Consider the following 19,533-nt stretch of genomic DNA (forward strand, 5'->3'; position numbering starts at 1 on the left):
TGACTTGAAGTCTAAATATTGCTAATTTGAGTTGTGATAGTTAAAGCTTGGATTAACAACTATACTCAATTCAAGCTACTAAGAGTGAGCATCCGAACTTACAAATATTTATTTAGTTCTTAAAAAGACAAAATTTTCTTCTAGTGTCCATTTAAAAAGTGGACACTATCAATTTGATGAAGAGTAGTTAATTTGCGATTATCAATATCTTAACTTAGAAAATCTTATAAGAATATTGTATCGGATAAAAATCCATAGATAAGTGTAGCTATCTTCTTTGACAACAATGGAGGGACAGCATTTCCCACTTGAACATATTGTTGAGTCCTGTTACCCACAAAAAAATAATTATCCGGAAATGTCTGGATTCTAGCAGCCTCCCTGACTGTCAGACTTCTACATTGCAAGTAATCGGGGTGAATATAGTAATGACCATCCTTAGATATATGGCAAGTAATTGTTGTTGCTGGCTTATTCCAAGGCTGAACTCTAAACCTGTCTGCGAATTTACCAGACTTAAAGTTCTTGTGATTCGGAACTAGCGCCTCTGGAAACTCATTTGTTTTCGGGCTAAGCCTAGGCCATTTTTTTTCAAATGCTACAGAAGCCCACAGGCTACAAAACATATAACGCTGAAGATCAAGGTGAATATGTCCCCTTGTCTCATGATTGCACACATGCTTGCCAAGATTATCGTCATAAAACCAATTTCTTAAGTCAGTTTGGTTAATCGAATTACTACGCAATAAACCGAAATTTGCACCTTGCCCATCGGAAGGGACTGTAACAGAATCAACTGCTTCAATAAACTTATCAGCAATCTCATCTTGACCATGTTGTTTAAGGGACTCCACTGTTTTTTTAGCATCTGTCTCTATCGACATCAACCAGTTGCCATCAGTATTAACATCTTTGGACAGCCCACTTCTCAATTTAGGTAGATCGTGGATAACGCTGCTAATCGGGATTTCATCAGAGCATGTATTTAAGGTAAGTCCATTCCACTTCTCAGCTAAATCCTCTCTAACACCTAAAAGTATTACTCGATGCCTTTTTTGCGGAATACCAAAATTTTCACAGTTTATTACATAGTCATGAGGTCTCAGTACCGAATCCCCAGATGAGGCAGTCACTAATGAAAATATCTTATATTTAAGGTTTTTCTTAGACTTGATGTCCTCTCCTGAAGAGGACGATGGATTTTCTAAATCTTGAAAGATGGACTTATATATTAGTTCTCCGTTTACCTTAGCAGACAACATACCCTTGACATTTTCCATTACAAATAGCATGGGTTGGAATCGCGCAATTACTTTTAAATACTCCTTGTATAGAAAGTTTCGATTATCAAGCAAGGGATCATACGCTGTGTTAGATTTGTTTCTTGCAACACCCGCTACCGAATATGCTTGGCAGGGGGGGCCACCAATCAAAATGCATTCATCATTACCCACCGCTTTTGAAATGGCAGTGAATATTACGTCGTTATCTTTCCCAAGCTCAAGGTTCAGTGCCTCTCTATCTGCCGCTTCAACTTGCTTTTTGAACTTTGGTATTTTGTACAATCGTTCCTCTGGAGCGGTGCCAAGATTCCCTTTCAAAAATTCGTAATATTCTATGGGGGCGACTTTGAATTGTCGAAAGAACGCTCTTAACTTCAGAGTTCTATGTGCACTGACGTCGCGTTCAATTGACGCTGCAATTTTAAACACTCGTGATTTTTTTGAATCAAGTACTGATGAAAACCCTTCACCGAGACCGCCCGGTCCAGAAAATAAATCAATAACTTTAATCGGATTATTCATCCACGCGTCCTTTCCATCATACTATTTTTACTACCAAAAACACTAAATCCAACCCAACATTGTTTGTGCATGGAATATATAATATTTACTGCTTGATTAAACACTGAACATCAGAAGAGTATTGAGTGGTATGTATCAAAATTTGGTTTCGAATAATATCAGAAATCGGAGTGTCGGTTTAGCAAAAAAAAAGGGCCTTTCGGCCCTTTTCACAAACTTCATTTAAATCACAAACTTTATTTACGCAACACAAACTACATTCGAAACTGACAATCGACACCTACTCTTCTAAATAACTCTCAATAGCAGGGCAAGAGCACATTAGGTTACGGTCACCGTACACATCATCAATACGGTTTACACTTGGCCAGAACTTATTGCGGGCAACACTAGGTACTGGGTAAGCCGCAACCTGACGGTCGTAGCTACGGTTCCAATCGTTGTCGCAAATGTCTGCCAGCGTGTGTGGCGCATTGTGCAGTGGGTTGTCGGTGGCATCCCATTCACCGCTTTCTACTTTTCCAATTTCTTCGCGAATGCTGATCATGGCTTCCACAAAACGGTCAAGTTCGTACTTGGCTTCCGATTCGGTAGGCTCAATCATAAGCGTGCCGGCCACAGGGAAGCTCATAGTAGGCGCGTGAAAACCGTAGTCGTTCAAACGCTTAGCAATGTCCATTTCCGTTACGCCAGACGCTTCTTTTAGCTGGCGTAAATCGATGATGCACTCGTGAGCAACCAAGCCACTTCTGCCCTTATAAAGCACCGGATAATGGCCTTCTAACGATTTAGCCACATAGTTAGCATTTAAAATGGCCACTTCGGTGGCTTTACGCAAGCCGGCAGAGCCCATCATTTTAATGTACATGTAACTAATTGGCAGAATAGACGCACTGCCCCATGGCGCGGCCGATACAGCGCCACAGTTATCCCCGGCTGTATCCACATTTATCACTTTATGATTGGGCAAGAACGGCGCTAAATGAGATTTAACACCAATGGGGCCCATGCCTGGGCCGCCACCACCGTGAGGGATACAAAACGTTTTGTGCAAGTTAAGGTGCGATACATCCGAACCAATAAACCCAGGCGAAGTAACCCCCACCTGTGCGTTCATGTTGGCACCATCTAAATAAACCTGTCCGCCGTATTCGTGCACAATGTCACAAAGCTCGCGAATGGTTTCTTCGTATACACCGTGAGTAGACGGGTAAGTGATCATAGCGCAAGATAAATTGCTACCTACCTCGGCGGCTTTTTTGCGGAAGTCTTCTACATCAACGTTACCGTCTTTGTCGCAACCCACCACTACCACTTTTAAACTTACCATTTGTGCAGAAGCCGGGTTTGTACCGTGTGCAGAACTAGGAATTAAGCACACATTTCTGTGTCCTTCTCCGCGGCTTTCATGATAGCGCTGAATGGCCAACAAACCGGCATATTCACCTTGTGCACCCGAGTTAGGCTGCATAGAAAGAGCATCGTAACCGGTAATGTTAATCAGCCAATCGCTTAGCTCAGCGATCATTTCCTGATAACCTTGGGCTTGGTCAACTGGGGCAAAGGGGTGAATTTGCCCAAACTCGGCCCAAGTTACAGGTATCATTTCTGCCGTGGCGTTTAACTTCATGGTACAAGAGCCCAATGAAATCATGGAATGGTTTAACGCCAAGTCTTTATCTTCTAACGACTTAATATAACGCAGCATTTCAGTTTCAGAATGATACTGATTAAACACTTCATGGGTAAGAATATCCGAGGTGCGTACCAACTCTGCAGGAATAGACTGGCTGCCCTGCGTAGTCACTTCGGCATCCAAGGTGTCTACAGATAACCCATGGCCTTCACCTAAAAGTACGTCAAATAGCGCCTGAATATCTTCTCTAGACGTTGTTTCATCCAAAGCTATTCCCACCGCGCCTTCAATGTCGGCACGCAGGTTCATGCCTATAGCGTAGGCTTTGTCTAATACCGCGGCTTTGTTCTCAGTAAGTACCGTTAAGGTATCAAACCAAGTGTTATGTTTAAGATCCATGCCCTTTTGCTTAAGGCCAGTAGCAAGAATATCCGCCAGGCGATGAATACGGTTAGCGATGGTTTTTAACCCTTTAGGGCCATGATAAACCGCGTAAAAAGACGCCATATTGGCTAGCAGTACCTGTGCGGTACAAATGTTAGAGTTAGCTTTTTCACGGCGAATGTGTTGCTCGCGGGTTTGCAGAGCCATACGCAACGCGGGGCGACCGCGAGTATCTTTACTGACACCAATAATACGACCAGGCAACGAACGCTTATAGCTGTCGCGAGTAGCAAAAAAGGCAGCATGCGGGCCACCATAACCCATAGGCACACCAAATCGCTGGGCACTGCCTAAGGCTACGTCTGCGCCTAATTCGCCGGGCGATTTTAACATCACCAAACTCATTAAATCGGCGGCAACGGCTACAATACCCTTTTTCGCCTGCACAGCGGCAATGATGGCACTAATATCTTTTATTTCACCGGTACTGGTGGGGTACTGCAATAGCGCACCAAATACATCATGGTCAGCGGCTTCTTCAGCTGGGCCACTTACAATGCCAAAACCAAACATTTCGGCGCGGGTTTGCACCACATCTAACGTTTGTGGATGCACATCGTCGGCTACAAAAAACAGATTAGCTTTTTTGTTTTTCGATACCCGCTTTGCCAATGTCATGGCTTCGGCGGCGGCGGTGGCTTCATCAAGTAAAGAGGCAGAGGCCAGTTCAAGGCCCGTTAAATCGATGGTCACTTGTTGGAAGTTTAAGATGGCTTCTAAACGACCTTGGGCAATTTCAGGCTGATACGGCGTATAAGCGGTGTACCAACCTGGGTTTTCTAACACGTTACGCAAAATAACATTGGGTACATGGGTGTCGTAATAACCCATACCAATAAACGAACGGTTAACTTTGTTTTTGCCAGCAACGGCTTTTAACGCAGCCAGTGCGTTTACTTCTGTCTCGCCCTCTCCTACTTCAATAGGTTTGTCCAACTGAATGGACGCGGGAACCGTTTGCGTCATTAAATCGGTTAGTGAGTCTGCACCTACCGCTGTCAACATGGCTTGAATTTCTTCTTCACCCGGACCAATGTGTCGGCGAGTAAAGGCGTTTTTCTGCTCTAATTGAGCTAATGTAAGAGATGAATTCGACATAGTTTTGTTAAGCACTTGCAATGAGTTATAAAACAAAAGGGGCTTAAATTGCCCCTTTCAAGCCTTTTCGATACTGGCTATGCCGACGGATTAATCTTCGTCGATGCTGTTTTCATAGCCTTCTGCATCGAGTAACCCTTCTACTTCAGCAGGGTCATCCGCTTTAATTTTGAACAACCAGCCATCCCCATATGGGTCGCTGTTTACTTGTTCTGGCGCATCTTCAAGAGATTCGTTAATTTCAATGATCTCACCGCTAATAGGGGTATACACATCAGATGCTGCCTTAACAGACTCGGCCACGGCCACATCGTCACCGGTACTTACCGCATCACCCACATCGGGTAAATCAACAAATACCATGTCACCTAACAATTCTTGGGCATGCTCGGAAATACCGACGGTAAATACGCCCTCACCTTCTGGACGTACCCATTCGTGAGTTGCTGCATAACGTAAATCTGTTGGGATATTGCTCATAATAAGTTCCTGATTATTCCTATAATTGGTGATTACAATACACTTTTACCATTGCGAACAAAGCTGGGCTTAACCACGCTTACTGTAACCCACTTTTTGCGCATTTCCACCTCTACCGTGTCACCTGTAGTAGCCGGAACTCTGGCAAGTGCAATGGAATGCCCTAATGTGGGTGAGAAAGTGCCTGATGTAATCACGCCTTCTCCCGCTTCTGAGCGAATTTTTTGGCCATGACGCAATACACCTTTTTCGGTCATCACAAGGCCAACTAATTTGTCTGTACCTGCGGCTTTTTGTGCTTCTAACGCCTGACGACCGACAAAATTGCGATCTTGAGGTTCCCAGGTAATGGTCCAGGCCATGTTTGCCGCCAACGGAGACGTCTTGTCATCCATATCTTGGCCATATAAGTTCATGCCGGCTTCAAGGCGAAGTGTATCTCTTGCGCCTAATCCGCACGGTTGTACGCCCGCATCTAGCAGATCCTGCCAAAATTGAGCAGCACGATCAGCCGGTACCATAATTTCATAGCCGGCTTCACCGGTATAGCCGGTGGTGGCTATAAATAAGTCTTCTGCTTGCACACCAAAAAAAGGCTTCATGCCCGCAACAGCTTCTTTTTGCGCTTCGCTAAATAAGGTTGCGGCTTTTTCTTTGGCATTAGGGCCTTGTACTGCAATCATGGCAAAATCAGGCTTTTCTGTGATCGTGACATCAAATCCGCTGGCTTTATCTTTTAGCCAGTTCATGTCTTTTTCGCGAGTAGCTGAATTCACCACCAAGCGGTAGTTGGTATCGTCAAAGTGATACACGATAAGGTCGTCTACAACCCCGCCCTCTTCGTTCAACATACCACTGTATAATGCTTTGCCTTTATCTTTTAATTTGGCCACATCGTTAGCCAGCAAATAGCGTAAATAGTCTTTAGCCTGTGAACCGGTCACATCCACAATGGTCATGTGTGACACATCAAACATGCCCGCGTCTTTTCGTACTGCGTGGTGTTCTTCAATTTGTGAACCGTAATTAATTGGCATATCCCAGCCAAAAAAATCAACCATTTTGGCACCGGCTTCTAGGTGCTTGGCGTGTAATGCAGTGGTGTTCGACATGCGACTTGTTCCATTTCGATATGATAAAAGCGTGACCAGAGTATAGGTTTGTCTTTTACCGGCTTTCAAATTGGAATTTCTTATCCTTACATTTGCATTTATAATATACACAAACGAAATCATCAGAATTTTAAATCTTTATGCTCAAGCAATTATCTCTTGATAACTTACGCACCTTTGTTAGCGTCATTGAGCAAGGGGGCTATGCCAAGGCTGGCGACTGGATTGGCCGCTCACAACCGGCTATTAGTTTGCAAATTAAAAAGCTAGAAGAACAACTAGGTAAAAAGTTGTTCACTAAAGTGGGTCAACGGCATATGCCCAGCAACGACGGCAACTGGTTGTACCCCAAAGCCAAAGAATTGCTGGCACTCAACGATGCCATTTTTCATGCCTTAGATTCGGTACCGTTAAGCGGCCGCTTGCGTTTAGGCATTCCTAACGAGTTTGCATCTACCTTATTGCCCGGCATCGTGGGCGAGTTTTCTAAGCATTACCCTGATGTGTCTTTAGAAGTGACGTCTTCATTAAGCCGAGATTTGCTGCATGCCTCACGGCGCAGCCAGTTCGATGTCATTCTTGCACTGGTTAATCCCGACGAAGTAGCCGGAGGCGAATTAGTTTTAGAGGACGATATGATTTGGGTGGGTGACAGTGCTAGGCCGATAAAGAAAGAGCCGATTTCTTTAGTGCTTGCGCCCGACGGGTGCATGTATCGCAGCCGGGTGATAGACCAATTAAAGCAGCAAACTCGGGCATGGAAGATCACCTATACCAATGCCGATCTCAGTGGCTTGGTCGCCGCTATTCAACAAGGGTTAGGCATTACCGCTTTAGCCCGTTCTAGCATGCCGGAAAACCTCACCGTGTTAAAAGACAGTGGTCTACCCAATTTAGGCAAGGTGAATATCTGTTTATTCAACCAAGACACGCAGCATCCCGTGGTCAGCCGCACCTTAGCTGAATTTATAAAATCGAAACTACAACATCGATAGGATGGATCTTTTACCATCCCATCGCTTGGGCAAGCCATTTGCGTTTGATGGCAGGTAAAGAATCTGTCGCCACCAGCCCAACCCCACGAACAAGTTTTTTCAACGGATGATCGCCGTCAAACAGGGTTTTAAAGCCTTCCATTGCCGCAATCACTTTGGCGGCGTCGGCTTTACGAGCCCGCTCAAAGGCGCGCAAACTGCGCTCGTCGGTAATACTTTTATCGCTATCCACACAGGCTTTTAATACTTCGGCTAAGGCAAACGCATCCCGCATGCCTAAGTTAGCACCTTGGCCCGCTAATGGGTGAATGGTATGGGCAGCATCGCCTATTATTACCACACCTTTTTTTACCCACTGGCGCGCATAGCGCATGGTTAAAGGAAAGGCGTATTTTTCACTTTCCAGTTTTAGCACCCCAAGCACACTGTCGCTAACCGCCGTTAACCGGTGGCTAAAGTCTGTGTTATTTAAATTCATTAATTCGCTAGCCACTTCACTGTGTTGCGACCAAACAATAGAGCATAAATGCTTGTCGTTAAGTGGCAAAAGCGCCAGCGGCCCATGGGGAGTAAACACTTGTCTGGCGCAATTATCGTGGGGCAACTCGGTGCGAATGGTGCCTACAATGGCGGTATGGCCGTAGTCTTTAAAGGTAATAGGCAATTGGGCCTGTTGGCGAATAAACGAATTCGCTCCGTCTGCGCCCACCAGTAAACCACAAGCAACCACGTCATCGTTTTCTAGCATCACCATGGTTTCCCGCTGACCCCATAGTATTTTATCTATGCGCGACTCAATCAGTTTTACATTGCTTTGGTTTAAGACTTCCTCGGCCAGCGCATTAACCAACACCTGATTTTCGATAATATGCCCTAGGTGCTCGGCGGGTAAGTCGTCTTTAGAAAACTGAATGCGCCCAAAACTGTCCTTGTCCCATACCGCCATGGTGTCGTAAGGGCTGATGCGCTGGGCCGGTAAATGTGCCCAAACACCTAATGATTGTAAGGTTTGCCGATTTGCATCGTTGATGGCACTGACCCGCAAGGCAGGCTGGTCTGATAGTGGCTGCTGTACCACCTGATCGCTGATAATAGCAATACTAAGGGTACTCTCTTTTAGCGCAGCGGCTAAACACAGCCCCACCATGCCGCCACCAACAATCACCACATCAACGTTTTCCATGCTTTCTCCTAGCCATTGCGGGCGAACCCCGTGGCTTGTCTCACAAATTGCTGTTTTAGATAAGCGCAGTTATCCATGGCCATTAATCCCACATTGCGCACGGCAATAAGCCCCGGCATGTCATTAGAAAATAAACGTACTAAACCATCAGTAAGGGATATGGTGGTTTGTTTATCTTTACTGCGTTGTTGCTGATACGCCGATAACACCGAGAAGGCACCGGGATCTTTCTTGGCTTTTAAGCATGACACCAATGACACCGCATCTCGCAACCCTAAATTAAACCCTTGCCCCGCAATGGGGTGTAACATTTGTGCCGCATTGCCACACACAACCGCACGGTGGGTAAACACCTGCTTGGTTTGCTGTAAAGACAACGGATACGAAAACCGCTTACCTACTTGGGTAATGGCACCTTGGCGCCAGCCAAATGCCTGCTGTAATTCCCGAATAAAGGCTTTGTCGGTAGCCGACATCATATTTTCGGCCATGGCCGGAGGCAATGTCCACACCACACTAAACCCATGAGCATTGGCGGTATTATCTGCCGATTCAGGGTTAAAGGGCAAAAAAGCCACTGGCCCATGGTGGGTAAACCGTTCGTAAGCACGATGATGATGAGGCTGTGCGGTTAAGGCATTTACCACGATGGCAGTTTGTTGGTAATCATCCACCGTGCGTTCAAAGCCAAGTTGCTGATGCACGAAAGAACGCCCACCATCGGCTAACACCAACAGTTTAGCGGTAATCATAGTGCCGTTATCCAGCGTCACCGAAACACCGTTTTGGGTACGGGAGGTTTGGTCAACTTTTGCTGGGCAATGTAACGTAAAGCGAGCCGTATTGTCGTGTAGTTGCAGCGCATCGCCTAAACGGCGCAATGACACCACTTCGCCAAAACTGTCAGTTTGATAATCTTGGGCGTTGAGTCGGCATAATCCCGCTGCGCCTTTATCCGACACCTGAATATGATGAATAGGAACCGAGCCTACGCTACTGGCTTTTACACCTAAATCGGTTAGTTCTTCTACGGTACGTTTAGACAAGGCAATAACCCGATCATCAAAACCGGGATGGTGTGGGGTGTGCGAATAACTGTTTGCTTCAATTAGCGTAACAGACAACGACGTGTGCTTGAGTAATCCCCGCGCCACCACGCTGCCCACGGTTCCCCCACCTATAATTAGAACATCGGTATCAACCACGTATCAGGCTTTCCTCATAAGGGCTTCAATATCATCAATTTCTTTAGGTACGTACTCGGTGATCACTTCCACACCCGTGGCGGTGATCACAAGATTATCTTCTATGCGTACGCCAATGCCTTTGTACTTTTGCGCCACCGGCGCATCAGCACCAATGTAGATACCCGGTTCGATGGTGATCACCATGCCCGGTTGCAGGGTGCGCTCTTCACCGTCTTGTTTGTGATCGCCAACATCATGCACATCTAAACCAAGATAATGGCCAATACCATGCATGAAGTACTGCCGGTATGCCTGGCTTTCTAGGTTTTCACTGACACTACCGGTTAATACGCCGATATCCAGTAACCCTTCGACGATGATCTGTGTGGCAATACTATTGGCATCAGACAGCGTCATACCAGGCCCAAGCCTATCGATAACCTGCTTTTGTGCTTTAAGTACAATGCTGTAAATCTCTCGCTGCGGCTGGTTAAACTTTCCTGACACAGGAAATGTACGCGTAATATCTGCAGCATAGCCATTATATTCTGCGCCTGCATCGATCAAGATCAATGCGCCGTCGTTCACCACATCGCTATTTTCGGTGTAATGCAAAATACAGGCATTTTCGCCGCTGCCCACAATGGTGCCATACGCAGGGAAGCGCGCCCCCGCCATGGCAAACTCATGGTGCAGTTCAGCTTCTATCTGATATTCATAACACCCTGGATGGGCAAAGCGCATAGCGCGCTTATGGGCCTCGCAGGAAATTTTGGCTGCCGCTTTCATCATGGCAATTTCAGCGGATGATTTAAATACACGCATTTCGTGAATTAGCGGCGACACATCTCGAAGTGATGCGGGGGCGAGGTTTTCTTTAGGAGCATGGTGCAACGTCTTGCACACCTCCATAATGGTGGCAGTCGCGGCACACTCCCCATGCATGGGAAAATAAATATGATCATGGCCGCCTAGCCATTCATACAATACATCCGCGAGTTGCTCTGAGGTAAATCCTTCGTCCAAAGCAAAAAAAGACAGCCCGGCATCCACACCTAAGCGCCGCCCTTCCCAAATCTCCGCGCTTTTATCTTTGGCTTTGAACGCCATGGCACGGTAGGGATCAGAAAACTGACTGTGATTAGACAACAACAGCCAACTTTCGGGTTCATCAAACCCAGTAAGATACCAAAAATCGCTATCTTGCCTGAAGGGAAAGGTAGTGTTTTGGCTGCGGGTTTTCACCTTTGCCGCCGGCACAACACACACGCTTTCGGGCTCGCATAATGACAACAAGCGATGCTGGCGTGAGATAAACTCTTCTTTACTGATCATAATTTAATGTACGGATGGTTTGTCTTGTTGATCACCTAACAAAGAAGCACCCAGTTCATTAAAGCAAAGTAATGCCGAAATTTTCACGTATTCCACCACTTCGGTAAGCGCCCGTTCAGACTCTTCATCTTCGGTCATGGGCTCTTCCATTCGTGATATATCGGCAAAGTCTTCCAGTGCCTCTTTGACATCGTCAGAACATTGCACCAAGTTTTGCTGATACAAGCCAAAACCAAACATAAACCCTTGTACCCAGTTGATCAGGCCTAAGCCTCGATCGTTAATAGGGGCTTTATCGTCGGGCAGCATTAAACTTAGGGTAAACTCGGCTTCTACCAATTGTTGACACAATGCGTTAAACACACTGGTCAGTAGGTTTTCTAGCTCTGCAGGAAACGCTGCACCTTCGTTCATGGTATCTTTTAATACATCCAGCCACTTGCGTTCAGAAACTGGCATCCCGCCACATAATAGACCACACAAGGTGCCTTGGATCTCTGCGCCATCAGCAATAACATCGTATTGCGAAAGCATATTTGTTACATGGTCGTAATCGAGTTGTTTGTCCACGAATATATTTCCCGTCACTATTTGCCGTCATGCTACCAAAAAGCCTGATTAAAACCCAGTTTAACCCAAATTATGGCCAGCAATTGTCCACTTAATCCATACAAGCCTTTTCACAGCCAGGTTAATGCTTTAGGATCACCAAGGTTGTGATGTTATTTGCTAGTAGAAACCCAAATTCCTAACCAAATGGTCAGGTAGCAAACATGGGGTTTTTACTGGGCTGTAACCAAAAATACAGTGTTTTTTAAAAGTATTCGAAAGATTGTACGTGATCTGCTTCACGAACTGCATCGTTTGATATACTCTGTGACGCTGTTTATAAATTTTATGTCTTCTGGAATGTTTGCCAGTTTATTAATGTCCCTGGCCGATGCTTTAAACCTAGGAAGATGAGCTCGTAGCTATTGTGCAAGCTCGGCATGTACCGAGAAGCCTACGGCTATGACGATTCTTCCGCCCTGAACTTTTCGGTTCACGGGCGAACAATAGACAGCGGCATTCTGGAAGGCGCCCTCTTTCGACGGTAGAAGAAATGGCGATTATTAATTTTGGTTCGATCAACATCGATCATGTCTATCAGGTAGAACACTTTGTTAAACCTGGTGAAACACTGGCATCTTCACAATACAAGCAACTGTTAGGCGGCAAAGGGGCAAATCAGTCCATTGCGCTAGCCCTTGCCGGTGCAGATGTTAAACACGTTGGCGCAATTAACGAATCTGACGCCACGTTCAAACAAACCCTTATTCGCAAAGGCGTAGACTGCCAGTACGTAAAATGTACTGACACCCCCTCAGGCCATGCGATTATTCAGGTTACACCAACGGGTGAAAACGCCATCGTGCTATTTGGCGGTGCTAACCTTACCCTCACTGACGAGACCGTCAACAAAGCGCTCAGCAACACAAGTTCCGCCGATTGGGTGCTTACCCAAAACGAAACCAGTAGCATTGCTGACATCTTAAGCTTAGCGCACAGCAAACAACTTAAAGTGGCTTTTAATCCGGCGCCTATGAGCGACTCGGTGAATGCATTGCCGTTAGATTGTGTTGACCTGCTGATTGTTAACGAAACAGAAGCGCAAGCCATTACCGGTCAGTCAACCACCGAATCTATTGTGACTTGGTTCACCCAGAATTGGAAACATGGCGAAGTGATCCTCACCCTAGGTAAAGAAGGGGTGATAATGGTGCGTAAAGATGGCACAACCATCGACGTACCGGCATTTTCTGTAGAAGCCGTCGATACCACGGCTGCCGGCGACTGTTTTATCGGCTATTTCTTATCCGCATACAGTCATCACACCGACGCCCGTCAGGCACTAATACGCGGGTGCGCTGCATCAGCTATTGCCGTAACCCGGGAAGGCGCGGCACAGTCTATCCCCACTCAAAATGAAGTTGATCGCTTCTTAGCAAAACACGGTAAGTAGCATTTAAGGAATATCCATCATGACGCATAAAATCATCCTCGATACCGATCCTGGTATAGACGACGCAATGGCCATCTTTTTCGCTTTCCAGCACCCCGACATTGAAGTGCTGGGATTAACCACCGTGTATGGAAACGTACCGGTTTCCATGGCCGCTAAAAATGCCCTTACCCTGTGTGAGATGGCAGATCAAGACATCCCTGTTACTCAGGGTGTTGGCATGCCTTGGGTGGGTCCTGAGTCAAGCTATGCGCACTTTGTTCACGGCGATGATGGATTCGGAAATACCTTTCCCGAGCCGTCTGAACGTGAGCTCGACCCCCGTAGCTCAGCGCAGTTTATCGTCGACATGGCACGTAAGTATCCCGGCGAAATTACCCTTGTGGCCATTGGCCCTCTTGGTAACCTAGCGTTAGCCCTTCGTTTAGAGCCTGAATTACCTAAGTTGGTAAAAGGCGTAAGCATTATGGGCGGTGCCGCATTTGTACCGGGCAACGTTACCCCAGTGGCAGAAGCGAACATCTGGAACGATGCCCATGCGGCAGCGATTGTGTTTGACGCTAAGTGGCCCCTTACCATGTTCGGCTTAGATGTCACATTGAAAACCCCATTTACACTGCCCTTCTTAGATAAGTTAGAAGATAACAACGAAAAGCTTGGTGGTTTTGTTAAGCGCGCATCGCAGTTTTATGCCGACTTTTACTCTCAAAACCGTCCTGACAGAGTGTGTTTTTTCCATGATGCATTCCCTCTGGCTCACTTGCTTCACCCAGAATTGTTTATCATCAAGCGCGGCCATGCGCGGGTAGGCACTTCTGAATTAGATCGTGGGCAAACCGTGATTGCACCTGAAGGTAGTACCGCCAGCCCACTATGGACAGAGGCACATAAAGTCGATGTAGCCGTAGATGTGGATCACGAGAAACTGGAACAATTGTTCATTGACACCTACGCTTATTAGCACCTGTTGCTAATAACAAAAAGCGCCAATAGGCGCTTTTTTTTTCGGTGATTTATGATTGAACCACCACTTCCGCCCGACGAAGAAGGTCGCTTGGCGGAATTGCTAAGCTACCGTATTCTCGACACCGACAGCGAGAAGCTACTCGATGACATTACCCAGTTGGCATCGCAAATTTGCGAAACGCCCATTGCGCTAATCAGTTTGGTGGATCCTGATCGGCAATGGTTTAAATCCAAAGTTGGCATAGACGTAGAACAAACCCATCGCAATATCTCGTTTTGCGGCCATGCCATACTCGACCAATCGTTATTTGAAATAAACGACACCCTAAATGATGAACGCTTTGCCGATAACCCATTAGTAACCGGTGCGCCTAATATTCGTTTTTATGCGGGCACCCCGTTAATTACCCCAAACGGCTATGCTTTAGGTACTCTTTGCACCATCGACTCTAAACCCAAAGCCCTAAGCGATTTGCAAAAATCCGCCTTACATACCTTAGGCTGTAATATTGTTACTCATTTAGAGTTGCGAAAACGAAATGCCGAACTCAATCACTTAAACAATATCAAAACAGACTACCTTGCCTCTTTTAGTCACGAATTAAGAACCCCGTTAAATGCCATATGTACCTTTGGAAAACTTCTTGAAGAAGAAGCCCGTTTACAGCATTTAGCGCCAATATTTCAAGATGCGTTACGCCATATTCGCGTTAGCGGTAATAAGCTGTTGGCGGCGGTAGACATCATTTTAGGCAAAGAGGACAACAACGGGTCGAAAACCCTTAACACCGTAGGCGCCCATGCTTTTTTCCATCATATTTTCCATACCTTAGAAAACCATGCGCGTGGGCAAGGGATCCAAATCAGCAGTCATATCGAAAACATTGTTCCTGAAACCCTCACGTTTAATACTGCGGGATTTTGCAAACTGATGCTGACGGTTTTAGGTTATGCGTTTCGTCATGCCGCCCCTAATATGCACATCGATATCATGCTGTATTACCGTTTGGGCGACCTCATCATCTTAATAAAAGACACCCACTCCCACTTTACCCTAGAAGACCAGCAAGGCGTGTATGCCTGTGTTGACGACACACTCACCGGCGCATCCTACCTGACCAAACTGCGTATTTTAGTGGATAACTTAGGCGGGCATATAAAGATAAAAAGTAGCGAACAAAACGGTACCGTGTATATGTGCTCTCTGCCGGCAACCACCGAAGAACCAATGCCCTCGCCCTCACAAGCGAAATCGTGCTTTACCGATAACCCCGCCATTTTGGTAGTAGAAGACAACGAAATTAATCAAGAAGTGATGAAATCGCTTTTGGGCCAGCACAGCTTAATTGCGGATATTGCCAGTGACGGCGAAGCCGCTTTACGTATGCTGGAAACTCGTCAATACGATCTTATTTTTATGGATATTAACCTGCCGGGCATTTGCGGACTGGAAACCACACAGAAAATCAGAGAAACTCTGCCTTCAATACCGGTAATTGCCGTCACGGCGAATGTCATTACAGACAAAGAAACCATGCGAGAAGCCGGTATGGACGCGGTGCTAACTAAGCCTATCGAGCAGGCATCTCTAGCCCGCGTGCTTAATTTGTATCTTATTCCCGGGGGCAAGATTGACTAACCAACAAAACGCACGAACTCTGCTACGACAGCAATTACGACAACGACGTACCAGCCTTTCTCTGAGTGAACAACAATCTGCCTCTGACGCCCTTTTACACAATGTTACTGCCTTACCCCAATGGAAAAGTGCTAACTTTATAGCATCTTACCTGGCCAATGACGGTGAAATAGATTTAAGCAATGTGATGCACCATGCTTGGCAGCAAAAACGCCATACCACCTTACCGGTGATCCATCCGTTTAGTCCTAAGCACCTACTATTTTTACGGTTTACGCCAACCACTCTGTTGGTTAAAAACCGTTTTAATATTGATGAACCGGCTCTTGCCTGCCCCAGTGTTGTACCGTTACAAGAGCATGACATCATCTTAATGCCCTTGGTGGGTTTTGATGAAGCCGGAAACCGCTTAGGAATGGGCGGCGGATTCTACGACCGAGCCTTGGCTTCTTTTCGCAATAAAAGCAAACGCCCATGGTTAGTGGGTACGGCCCACGATTGTCAGTGCGTAGAACATCTACCCGTGGCACCTTGGGACGTACCTTTAGACGTTATCGTCACCCCAACACGGGTGATTTCCCCCACTTAACGAGATTGTTGCTAAATTCGTCACTATTCGTTGTTCATTTCGGTTAAAATTCACAAAACGCTTGGAGGATGAACAATGGAACAAAACGCAAAGAAGAAAGCCGTGGCCGAAGCGGCAATAAAATTTGTTGAGCCTGACACCATAGTCGGCGTAGGCACAGGCTCAACAGTGAATTACTTTATTGATGCCTTAGCCGAAATAAAACACACCATAGAAGGCGCGGTTTCTAGCTCTGATGCCTCAACTAAGCGCCTCGAAGCCCACGGTATAGAAGTATTTTCGTTAAATAATGTCAGCGACTTGTCTATTTATGTGGATGGCGCAGATGAAATTACTGAACACAAACACATGATTAAAGGCGGTGGCGCAGCATTAACCCGCGAAAAAATTGTCGCAGCGGTGGCCAAAACCTTTGTATGCATTGTCGATGACAGCAAACAAGTACCGGTTTTAGGTAAGTTTCCCCTGCCCGTGGAAGTGATCCCCATGGCGCGCTCATATGTTGCCAGAGAATTAGTCAAACTGGGTGGCGATCCGGTTTATCGAGAAGGCGTTAAAACTGACAACGGTAACGTGATCCTTGATGTTCACAACTTAAACATTGTGGCCCCCAGAGAGCTCGAAAGTGCCATTAACGGTATTGCTGGTGTGGTTACCAATGGTATTTTTGCCAATCGCGGTGCAGATATTGTTTTAGTGGCAACCAACGACGGCGTCAAAACCTACGAGTAAGGTAAAGGCGTGTCGGTGAAGGCCAATATCGCCCAAGTTAGTGGGTGCCATTGGTCTTACAAAACCAGCATCCTGCACCACTGGTGCAAAATAGCGCTTTTAACCATCACGAATTTTTGCTATTTTGCCCATATAGACGTCCAGATGTCCTTTTATCAACCTACAATTTGAGATGCGAGGCAATGAGTAAAGTATCACTACCCAAGGATAAAATCCGTATACTGCTGCTTGAAGGTGTACACCAAAGTGCAGTAGAAACCCTGAAAAATAACGGCTACACCAACGTAGAGTATTTAAAAACCTCGTTGTCCGACGCTGATCTTAAAGAGAAAATAAAAGACGCTCACTTTGTTGGTATTCGCTCTCGTACCCAGTTAACCGACAGTGTAATAGACGCCGCCAGAAAATTAGTCGCCATTGGTTGCTTTTGTATCGGCACGAACCAGGTTGATTTAAAAGCCACACAAATTCGCGGTATTCCGGTTTTTAATGCGCCCTTTTCTAACACCCGCTCGGTAGCTGAATTAGTATTAGGTCAGCTAATTTTGCTGTTACGTGGTGTACCTACCAAAAATGCCAAAGCCCATCGTGGCGAATGGGAAAAAAGTGCCGTTGGCTCTTTTGAAGCACGCGGCAAAACACTGGGCATCATTGGCTATGGCCACATTGGTACTCAATTAAGTATCTTGGCAGAACACCTAGGCATGCGTGTACAGTTTTTTGATATCGAAGACAAACTCGTGCTGGGTAACTCGGTGCAAGTGAAATCTCTTGATACCCTGTTGTCTACCTCGGATGTGGTGTCTTTACACGTACCAGAAACCCCTTCTACCAAAGAAATGATAGGCAAAGATGAACTGGCTAAAATGAAAAAGGGCAGCATTCTTATCAACGCCTCACGGGGAACCGTGGTTGATATCGACGCCTTAGTAGACGCGATGTCTCGGGAACACTTAGCCGGTGCCGCCATTGATGTTTTCCCTGTAGAGCCAAAATCTAACAGCGAAGAATTTTTGTCTCCCTTGCGCGAGTTCGACAACGTGATCCTTACCCCTCATGTGGGCGGTAGTACTCAAGAAGCACAGGAAAATATCGGTATTGAAGTGGCCGGTAAGTTAGCGAAATACAGTGATAACGGCTCCACCCTATCAGCGGTTAACTTCCCGGAAGTATCATTGCCTGATCACCCTGGCCGTTCACGGTTGCTGCACATTCATGAAAACCGACCTGGCGTGTTAAATCAAATTAACCAAACCTTTGCCGATAAAGGCATAAACATTGAAGCCCAGTATCTTCAAACCAGTGCTGATATTGGTTATGTGGTTGTCGATGTAGAAGCCAACAAGGCTGATGAAGGATTGGCCGAACTGCAAAACATTGACGGCACCATTAAAACCCGTCTGCTAGTATAAAGGCCCAGTTCGCAAATAATAAAAAAGCCCGTTAAATAACGGGCTTTTTTATGTGGTGCTAATACTTCTTAGAAGAAGTTATAAACCAAAGTTACTGCTGTAGACGTGTCTAACTTTTCAATGTCTTCACTAACTTGAGTGTTGTGATCAAGACGTACAGATACCTTCATAGAAAGGTTACCGCTGATAGTCGCAGTCAATGCAGATTCAGCACGTGATTTGGTATTGTCGCTACCGACTTCCGTACTGATTGTTTGTGAGAATTTAGCAGTATCAGAAATCAACCAGTTAAATTCACCAGACGCACGAACGATGAAGCTGTTTTGCTTTACGTATTCGTCTGTTTCTGCCCACGAATAACCCGGACCAATTGAGTATTCCATGGTCGTAGTGTCATTTTCCCATAGCTTTTGGTTCCAACCCGCAGCCAATGTAGACTGGTAGTTGTAGCTGCTAAAGCGGTCATCTTCATAAGAACCGAAACCGAATAAGCGGTAATCAGGATTGTCTAACTTATAGTTACCCTGTGCAGATGCGAAGAATTTTTGCGCTGATGTTTGATCAACGTCTTCACCGTCATCATTTTCTACCGTTTCTTTTTTGTACAACCCTTCTAGGTTGTAATCGTTGCTCCATTTTTCCAGTTCCTGATGGCCTACTAACGACGCGTTAATAGACGTTGTTTCAGTGTTACCAGTAGAGAAAATTAAACCTAAACCACCTTCAAGGGTGAAAGGCTTAACATCATCTTGAGCGAAAGCGGCAGTAGTACCAAAAGTACTTAGCAAAGTAATAGCTAACAGTTGCTTTTTCATTTATTTTCCTAAATTATCTAAATCCATACAACCAAACTTTCCAACCGAAAACCTACAGGTTTCGTGAGTTTGGCGAAGCGTTTATCGTCCCTATTTTTCGATG

The 19,533-nt window shown here is 45.9% G+C and carries 16 protein-coding genes and 1 other RNA gene; 8 read left to right on the forward strand and 9 right to left on the reverse strand.

Annotated elements, in window-relative coordinates; genetic code table 11:
- Window positions 1-224: 224 nt before the first annotated feature.
- From KO501_RS14130 to gcvT, 4 genes are all read right to left on the reverse strand, one after another.
- Window positions 225-1,805 carry a DNA cytosine methyltransferase gene (locus tag KO501_RS14130; RefSeq protein ID WP_216030311.1) on the reverse strand — a complete coding sequence of 527 codons (1,581 nt, stop codon included), beginning with the start codon at window positions 1,803-1,805 and terminating at the stop codon, window positions 225-227.
- Between the two features lie 280 nt (window positions 1,806-2,085).
- On the reverse strand, window positions 2,086-4,983 hold the full coding sequence (gene gcvP / locus KO501_RS14135; RefSeq protein WP_216030312.1) for an aminomethyl-transferring glycine dehydrogenase: 2,898 nt from the start codon (window positions 4,981-4,983) through the stop codon (window positions 2,086-2,088).
- Between the two features lie 90 nt (window positions 4,984-5,073).
- Window positions 5,074-5,463 (reverse strand): glycine cleavage system protein GcvH, encoded by a 390-nt coding sequence (gene gcvH / locus KO501_RS14140; protein ID WP_216030313.1) that lies wholly within the window; start codon window positions 5,461-5,463, stop codon window positions 5,074-5,076.
- A gap of 32 nt (window positions 5,464-5,495) precedes the next feature.
- The gene (gcvT, locus tag KO501_RS14145) at window positions 5,496-6,575 is read right to left on the reverse strand and encodes a glycine cleavage system aminomethyltransferase GcvT (protein ID WP_216030314.1); all 1,080 of its coding nucleotides are present in this window, start codon (window positions 6,573-6,575) and stop codon (window positions 5,496-5,498) included.
- Window positions 6,576-6,715: 140 nt separating this feature from the next.
- Here gcvT and KO501_RS14150 point away from each other — a divergent pair, with 140 nt between their 5' ends.
- On the forward strand, window positions 6,716-7,570 hold the full coding sequence (locus tag KO501_RS14150) for a LysR family transcriptional regulator (protein ID WP_216030315.1): 855 nt from the start codon (window positions 6,716-6,718) through the stop codon (window positions 7,568-7,570).
- A gap of 10 nt (window positions 7,571-7,580) precedes the next feature.
- Here the strand turns inward: KO501_RS14150 and KO501_RS14155 are convergent, their stop codons facing one another.
- Genes KO501_RS14155 through KO501_RS14170 form a run of 4 tightly spaced genes read right to left on the reverse strand, consistent with a single transcriptional unit; the run spans window position 7,581 to window position 11,845 of the window.
- Window positions 7,581-8,753 carry an FAD-dependent monooxygenase gene (locus KO501_RS14155; protein WP_216030316.1) on the reverse strand — a complete coding sequence of 391 codons (1,173 nt, stop codon included), beginning with the start codon at window positions 8,751-8,753 and terminating at the stop codon, window positions 7,581-7,583.
- An 8-nt stretch (window positions 8,754-8,761) separates the two neighbouring features.
- On the reverse strand, window positions 8,762-9,958 hold the full coding sequence (gene ubiH / locus KO501_RS14160) for a 2-octaprenyl-6-methoxyphenyl hydroxylase (RefSeq protein ID WP_216030317.1): 1,197 nt from the start codon (window positions 9,956-9,958) through the stop codon (window positions 8,762-8,764).
- A gap of 3 nt (window positions 9,959-9,961) precedes the next feature.
- Window positions 9,962-11,275: a Xaa-Pro aminopeptidase gene (gene pepP / locus KO501_RS14165; protein ID WP_216030318.1), complete on the reverse strand. Its 1,314-nt coding sequence runs from the start codon at window positions 11,273-11,275 to the stop codon at window positions 9,962-9,964.
- Window positions 11,276-11,278: 3 nt separating this feature from the next.
- A complete protein-coding gene (locus KO501_RS14170; protein ID WP_216030319.1) occupies window positions 11,279-11,845 on the reverse strand; it encodes a UPF0149 family protein in 567 nt (188 codons plus the stop codon).
- A 328-nt stretch (window positions 11,846-12,173) separates the two neighbouring features.
- Here KO501_RS14170 and ssrS point away from each other — a divergent pair.
- The 7 genes from ssrS (at window position 12,174) to serA (ending at window position 18,615) form a co-directional block, all read left to right on the forward strand.
- Window positions 12,174-12,356, forward strand: a non-coding RNA gene (ssrS, locus tag KO501_RS14175) — 6S RNA.
- 21 nt (window positions 12,357-12,377) lie between these two features.
- Entirely contained in the window at window positions 12,378-13,277 is a 900-nt protein-coding gene (locus KO501_RS14180; RefSeq protein WP_216030320.1) for a ribokinase, read from the forward strand.
- A 19-nt stretch (window positions 13,278-13,296) separates the two neighbouring features.
- Window positions 13,297-14,238, forward strand: coding sequence for a nucleoside hydrolase (locus KO501_RS14185; RefSeq protein WP_216030321.1), 942 nt, complete (start codon window positions 13,297-13,299; stop codon window positions 14,236-14,238).
- Between the two features lie 54 nt (window positions 14,239-14,292).
- On the forward strand, window positions 14,293-15,882 hold the full coding sequence (locus tag KO501_RS14190; RefSeq protein WP_216030322.1) for a response regulator: 1,590 nt from the start codon (window positions 14,293-14,295) through the stop codon (window positions 15,880-15,882).
- Complete coding sequence (locus tag KO501_RS14195; protein WP_252728425.1) at window positions 15,875-16,471, forward strand: 5-formyltetrahydrofolate cyclo-ligase; 597 nt, start codon at window positions 15,875-15,877, stop codon at window positions 16,469-16,471. The genes KO501_RS14190 and KO501_RS14195 overlap by 8 nt, the downstream gene beginning before the upstream one ends.
- A 75-nt stretch (window positions 16,472-16,546) precedes the next feature.
- Window positions 16,547-17,203 (forward strand): ribose-5-phosphate isomerase RpiA, encoded by a 657-nt coding sequence (rpiA, locus tag KO501_RS14200; RefSeq protein ID WP_216030323.1) that lies wholly within the window; start codon window positions 16,547-16,549, stop codon window positions 17,201-17,203.
- A gap of 182 nt (window positions 17,204-17,385) precedes the next feature.
- Window positions 17,386-18,615, forward strand: a complete 1,230-nt coding sequence (serA, locus tag KO501_RS14205; RefSeq protein WP_216030324.1) for a phosphoglycerate dehydrogenase — start codon at window positions 17,386-17,388, stop codon at window positions 18,613-18,615.
- Between the two features lie 68 nt (window positions 18,616-18,683).
- On the opposite strand, the gene KO501_RS14210 is transcribed toward serA, so the two are convergent.
- Window positions 18,684-19,430, reverse strand: a complete 747-nt coding sequence (locus KO501_RS14210) for a DUF481 domain-containing protein (RefSeq protein ID WP_216030325.1) — start codon at window positions 19,428-19,430, stop codon at window positions 18,684-18,686.
- Window positions 19,431-19,533 lie beyond the last annotated feature (103 nt).

The organism is Alteromonas sp. C1M14 (assembly GCF_018860965.1).
Taxonomy (GTDB): domain Bacteria; phylum Pseudomonadota; class Gammaproteobacteria; order Enterobacterales; family Alteromonadaceae; genus Alteromonas.

Coding starts and splice junctions, on each gene's coding strand:
- KO501_RS14130 (WP_216030311.1), bottom strand. CDS start 1,805: ATGAATAATCCGATTAAAGTTATTGATTTATTTTCTGGACCGGGCGGT.
- gcvP (WP_216030312.1), bottom strand. CDS start 4,983: ATGTCGAATTCATCTCTTACATTAGCTCAATTAGAGCAGAAAAACGCC.
- gcvH (WP_216030313.1), bottom strand. CDS start 5,463: ATGAGCAATATCCCAACAGATTTACGTTATGCAGCAACTCACGAATGG.
- gcvT (WP_216030314.1), bottom strand. CDS start 6,575: ATGTCGAACACCACTGCATTACACGCCAAGCACCTAGAAGCCGGTGCC.
- KO501_RS14150 (WP_216030315.1), top strand. CDS start 6,716: ATGCTCAAGCAATTATCTCTTGATAACTTACGCACCTTTGTTAGCGTC.
- KO501_RS14155 (WP_216030316.1), bottom strand. CDS start 8,753: ATGGAAAACGTTGATGTGGTGATTGTTGGTGGCGGCATGGTGGGGCTG.
- pepP (WP_216030318.1), bottom strand. CDS start 11,275: ATGATCAGTAAAGAAGAGTTTATCTCACGCCAGCATCGCTTGTTGTCA.
- KO501_RS14180 (WP_216030320.1), top strand. CDS start 12,378: ATGGCGATTATTAATTTTGGTTCGATCAACATCGATCATGTCTATCAG.
- KO501_RS14185 (WP_216030321.1), top strand. CDS start 13,297: ATGACGCATAAAATCATCCTCGATACCGATCCTGGTATAGACGACGCA.
- KO501_RS14190 (WP_216030322.1), top strand. CDS start 14,293: ATGATTGAACCACCACTTCCGCCCGACGAAGAAGGTCGCTTGGCGGAA.
- rpiA (WP_216030323.1), top strand. CDS start 16,547: ATGGAACAAAACGCAAAGAAGAAAGCCGTGGCCGAAGCGGCAATAAAA.
- serA (WP_216030324.1), top strand. CDS start 17,386: ATGAGTAAAGTATCACTACCCAAGGATAAAATCCGTATACTGCTGCTT.
- KO501_RS14210 (WP_216030325.1), bottom strand. CDS start 19,430: ATGAAAAAGCAACTGTTAGCTATTACTTTGCTAAGTACTTTTGGTACT.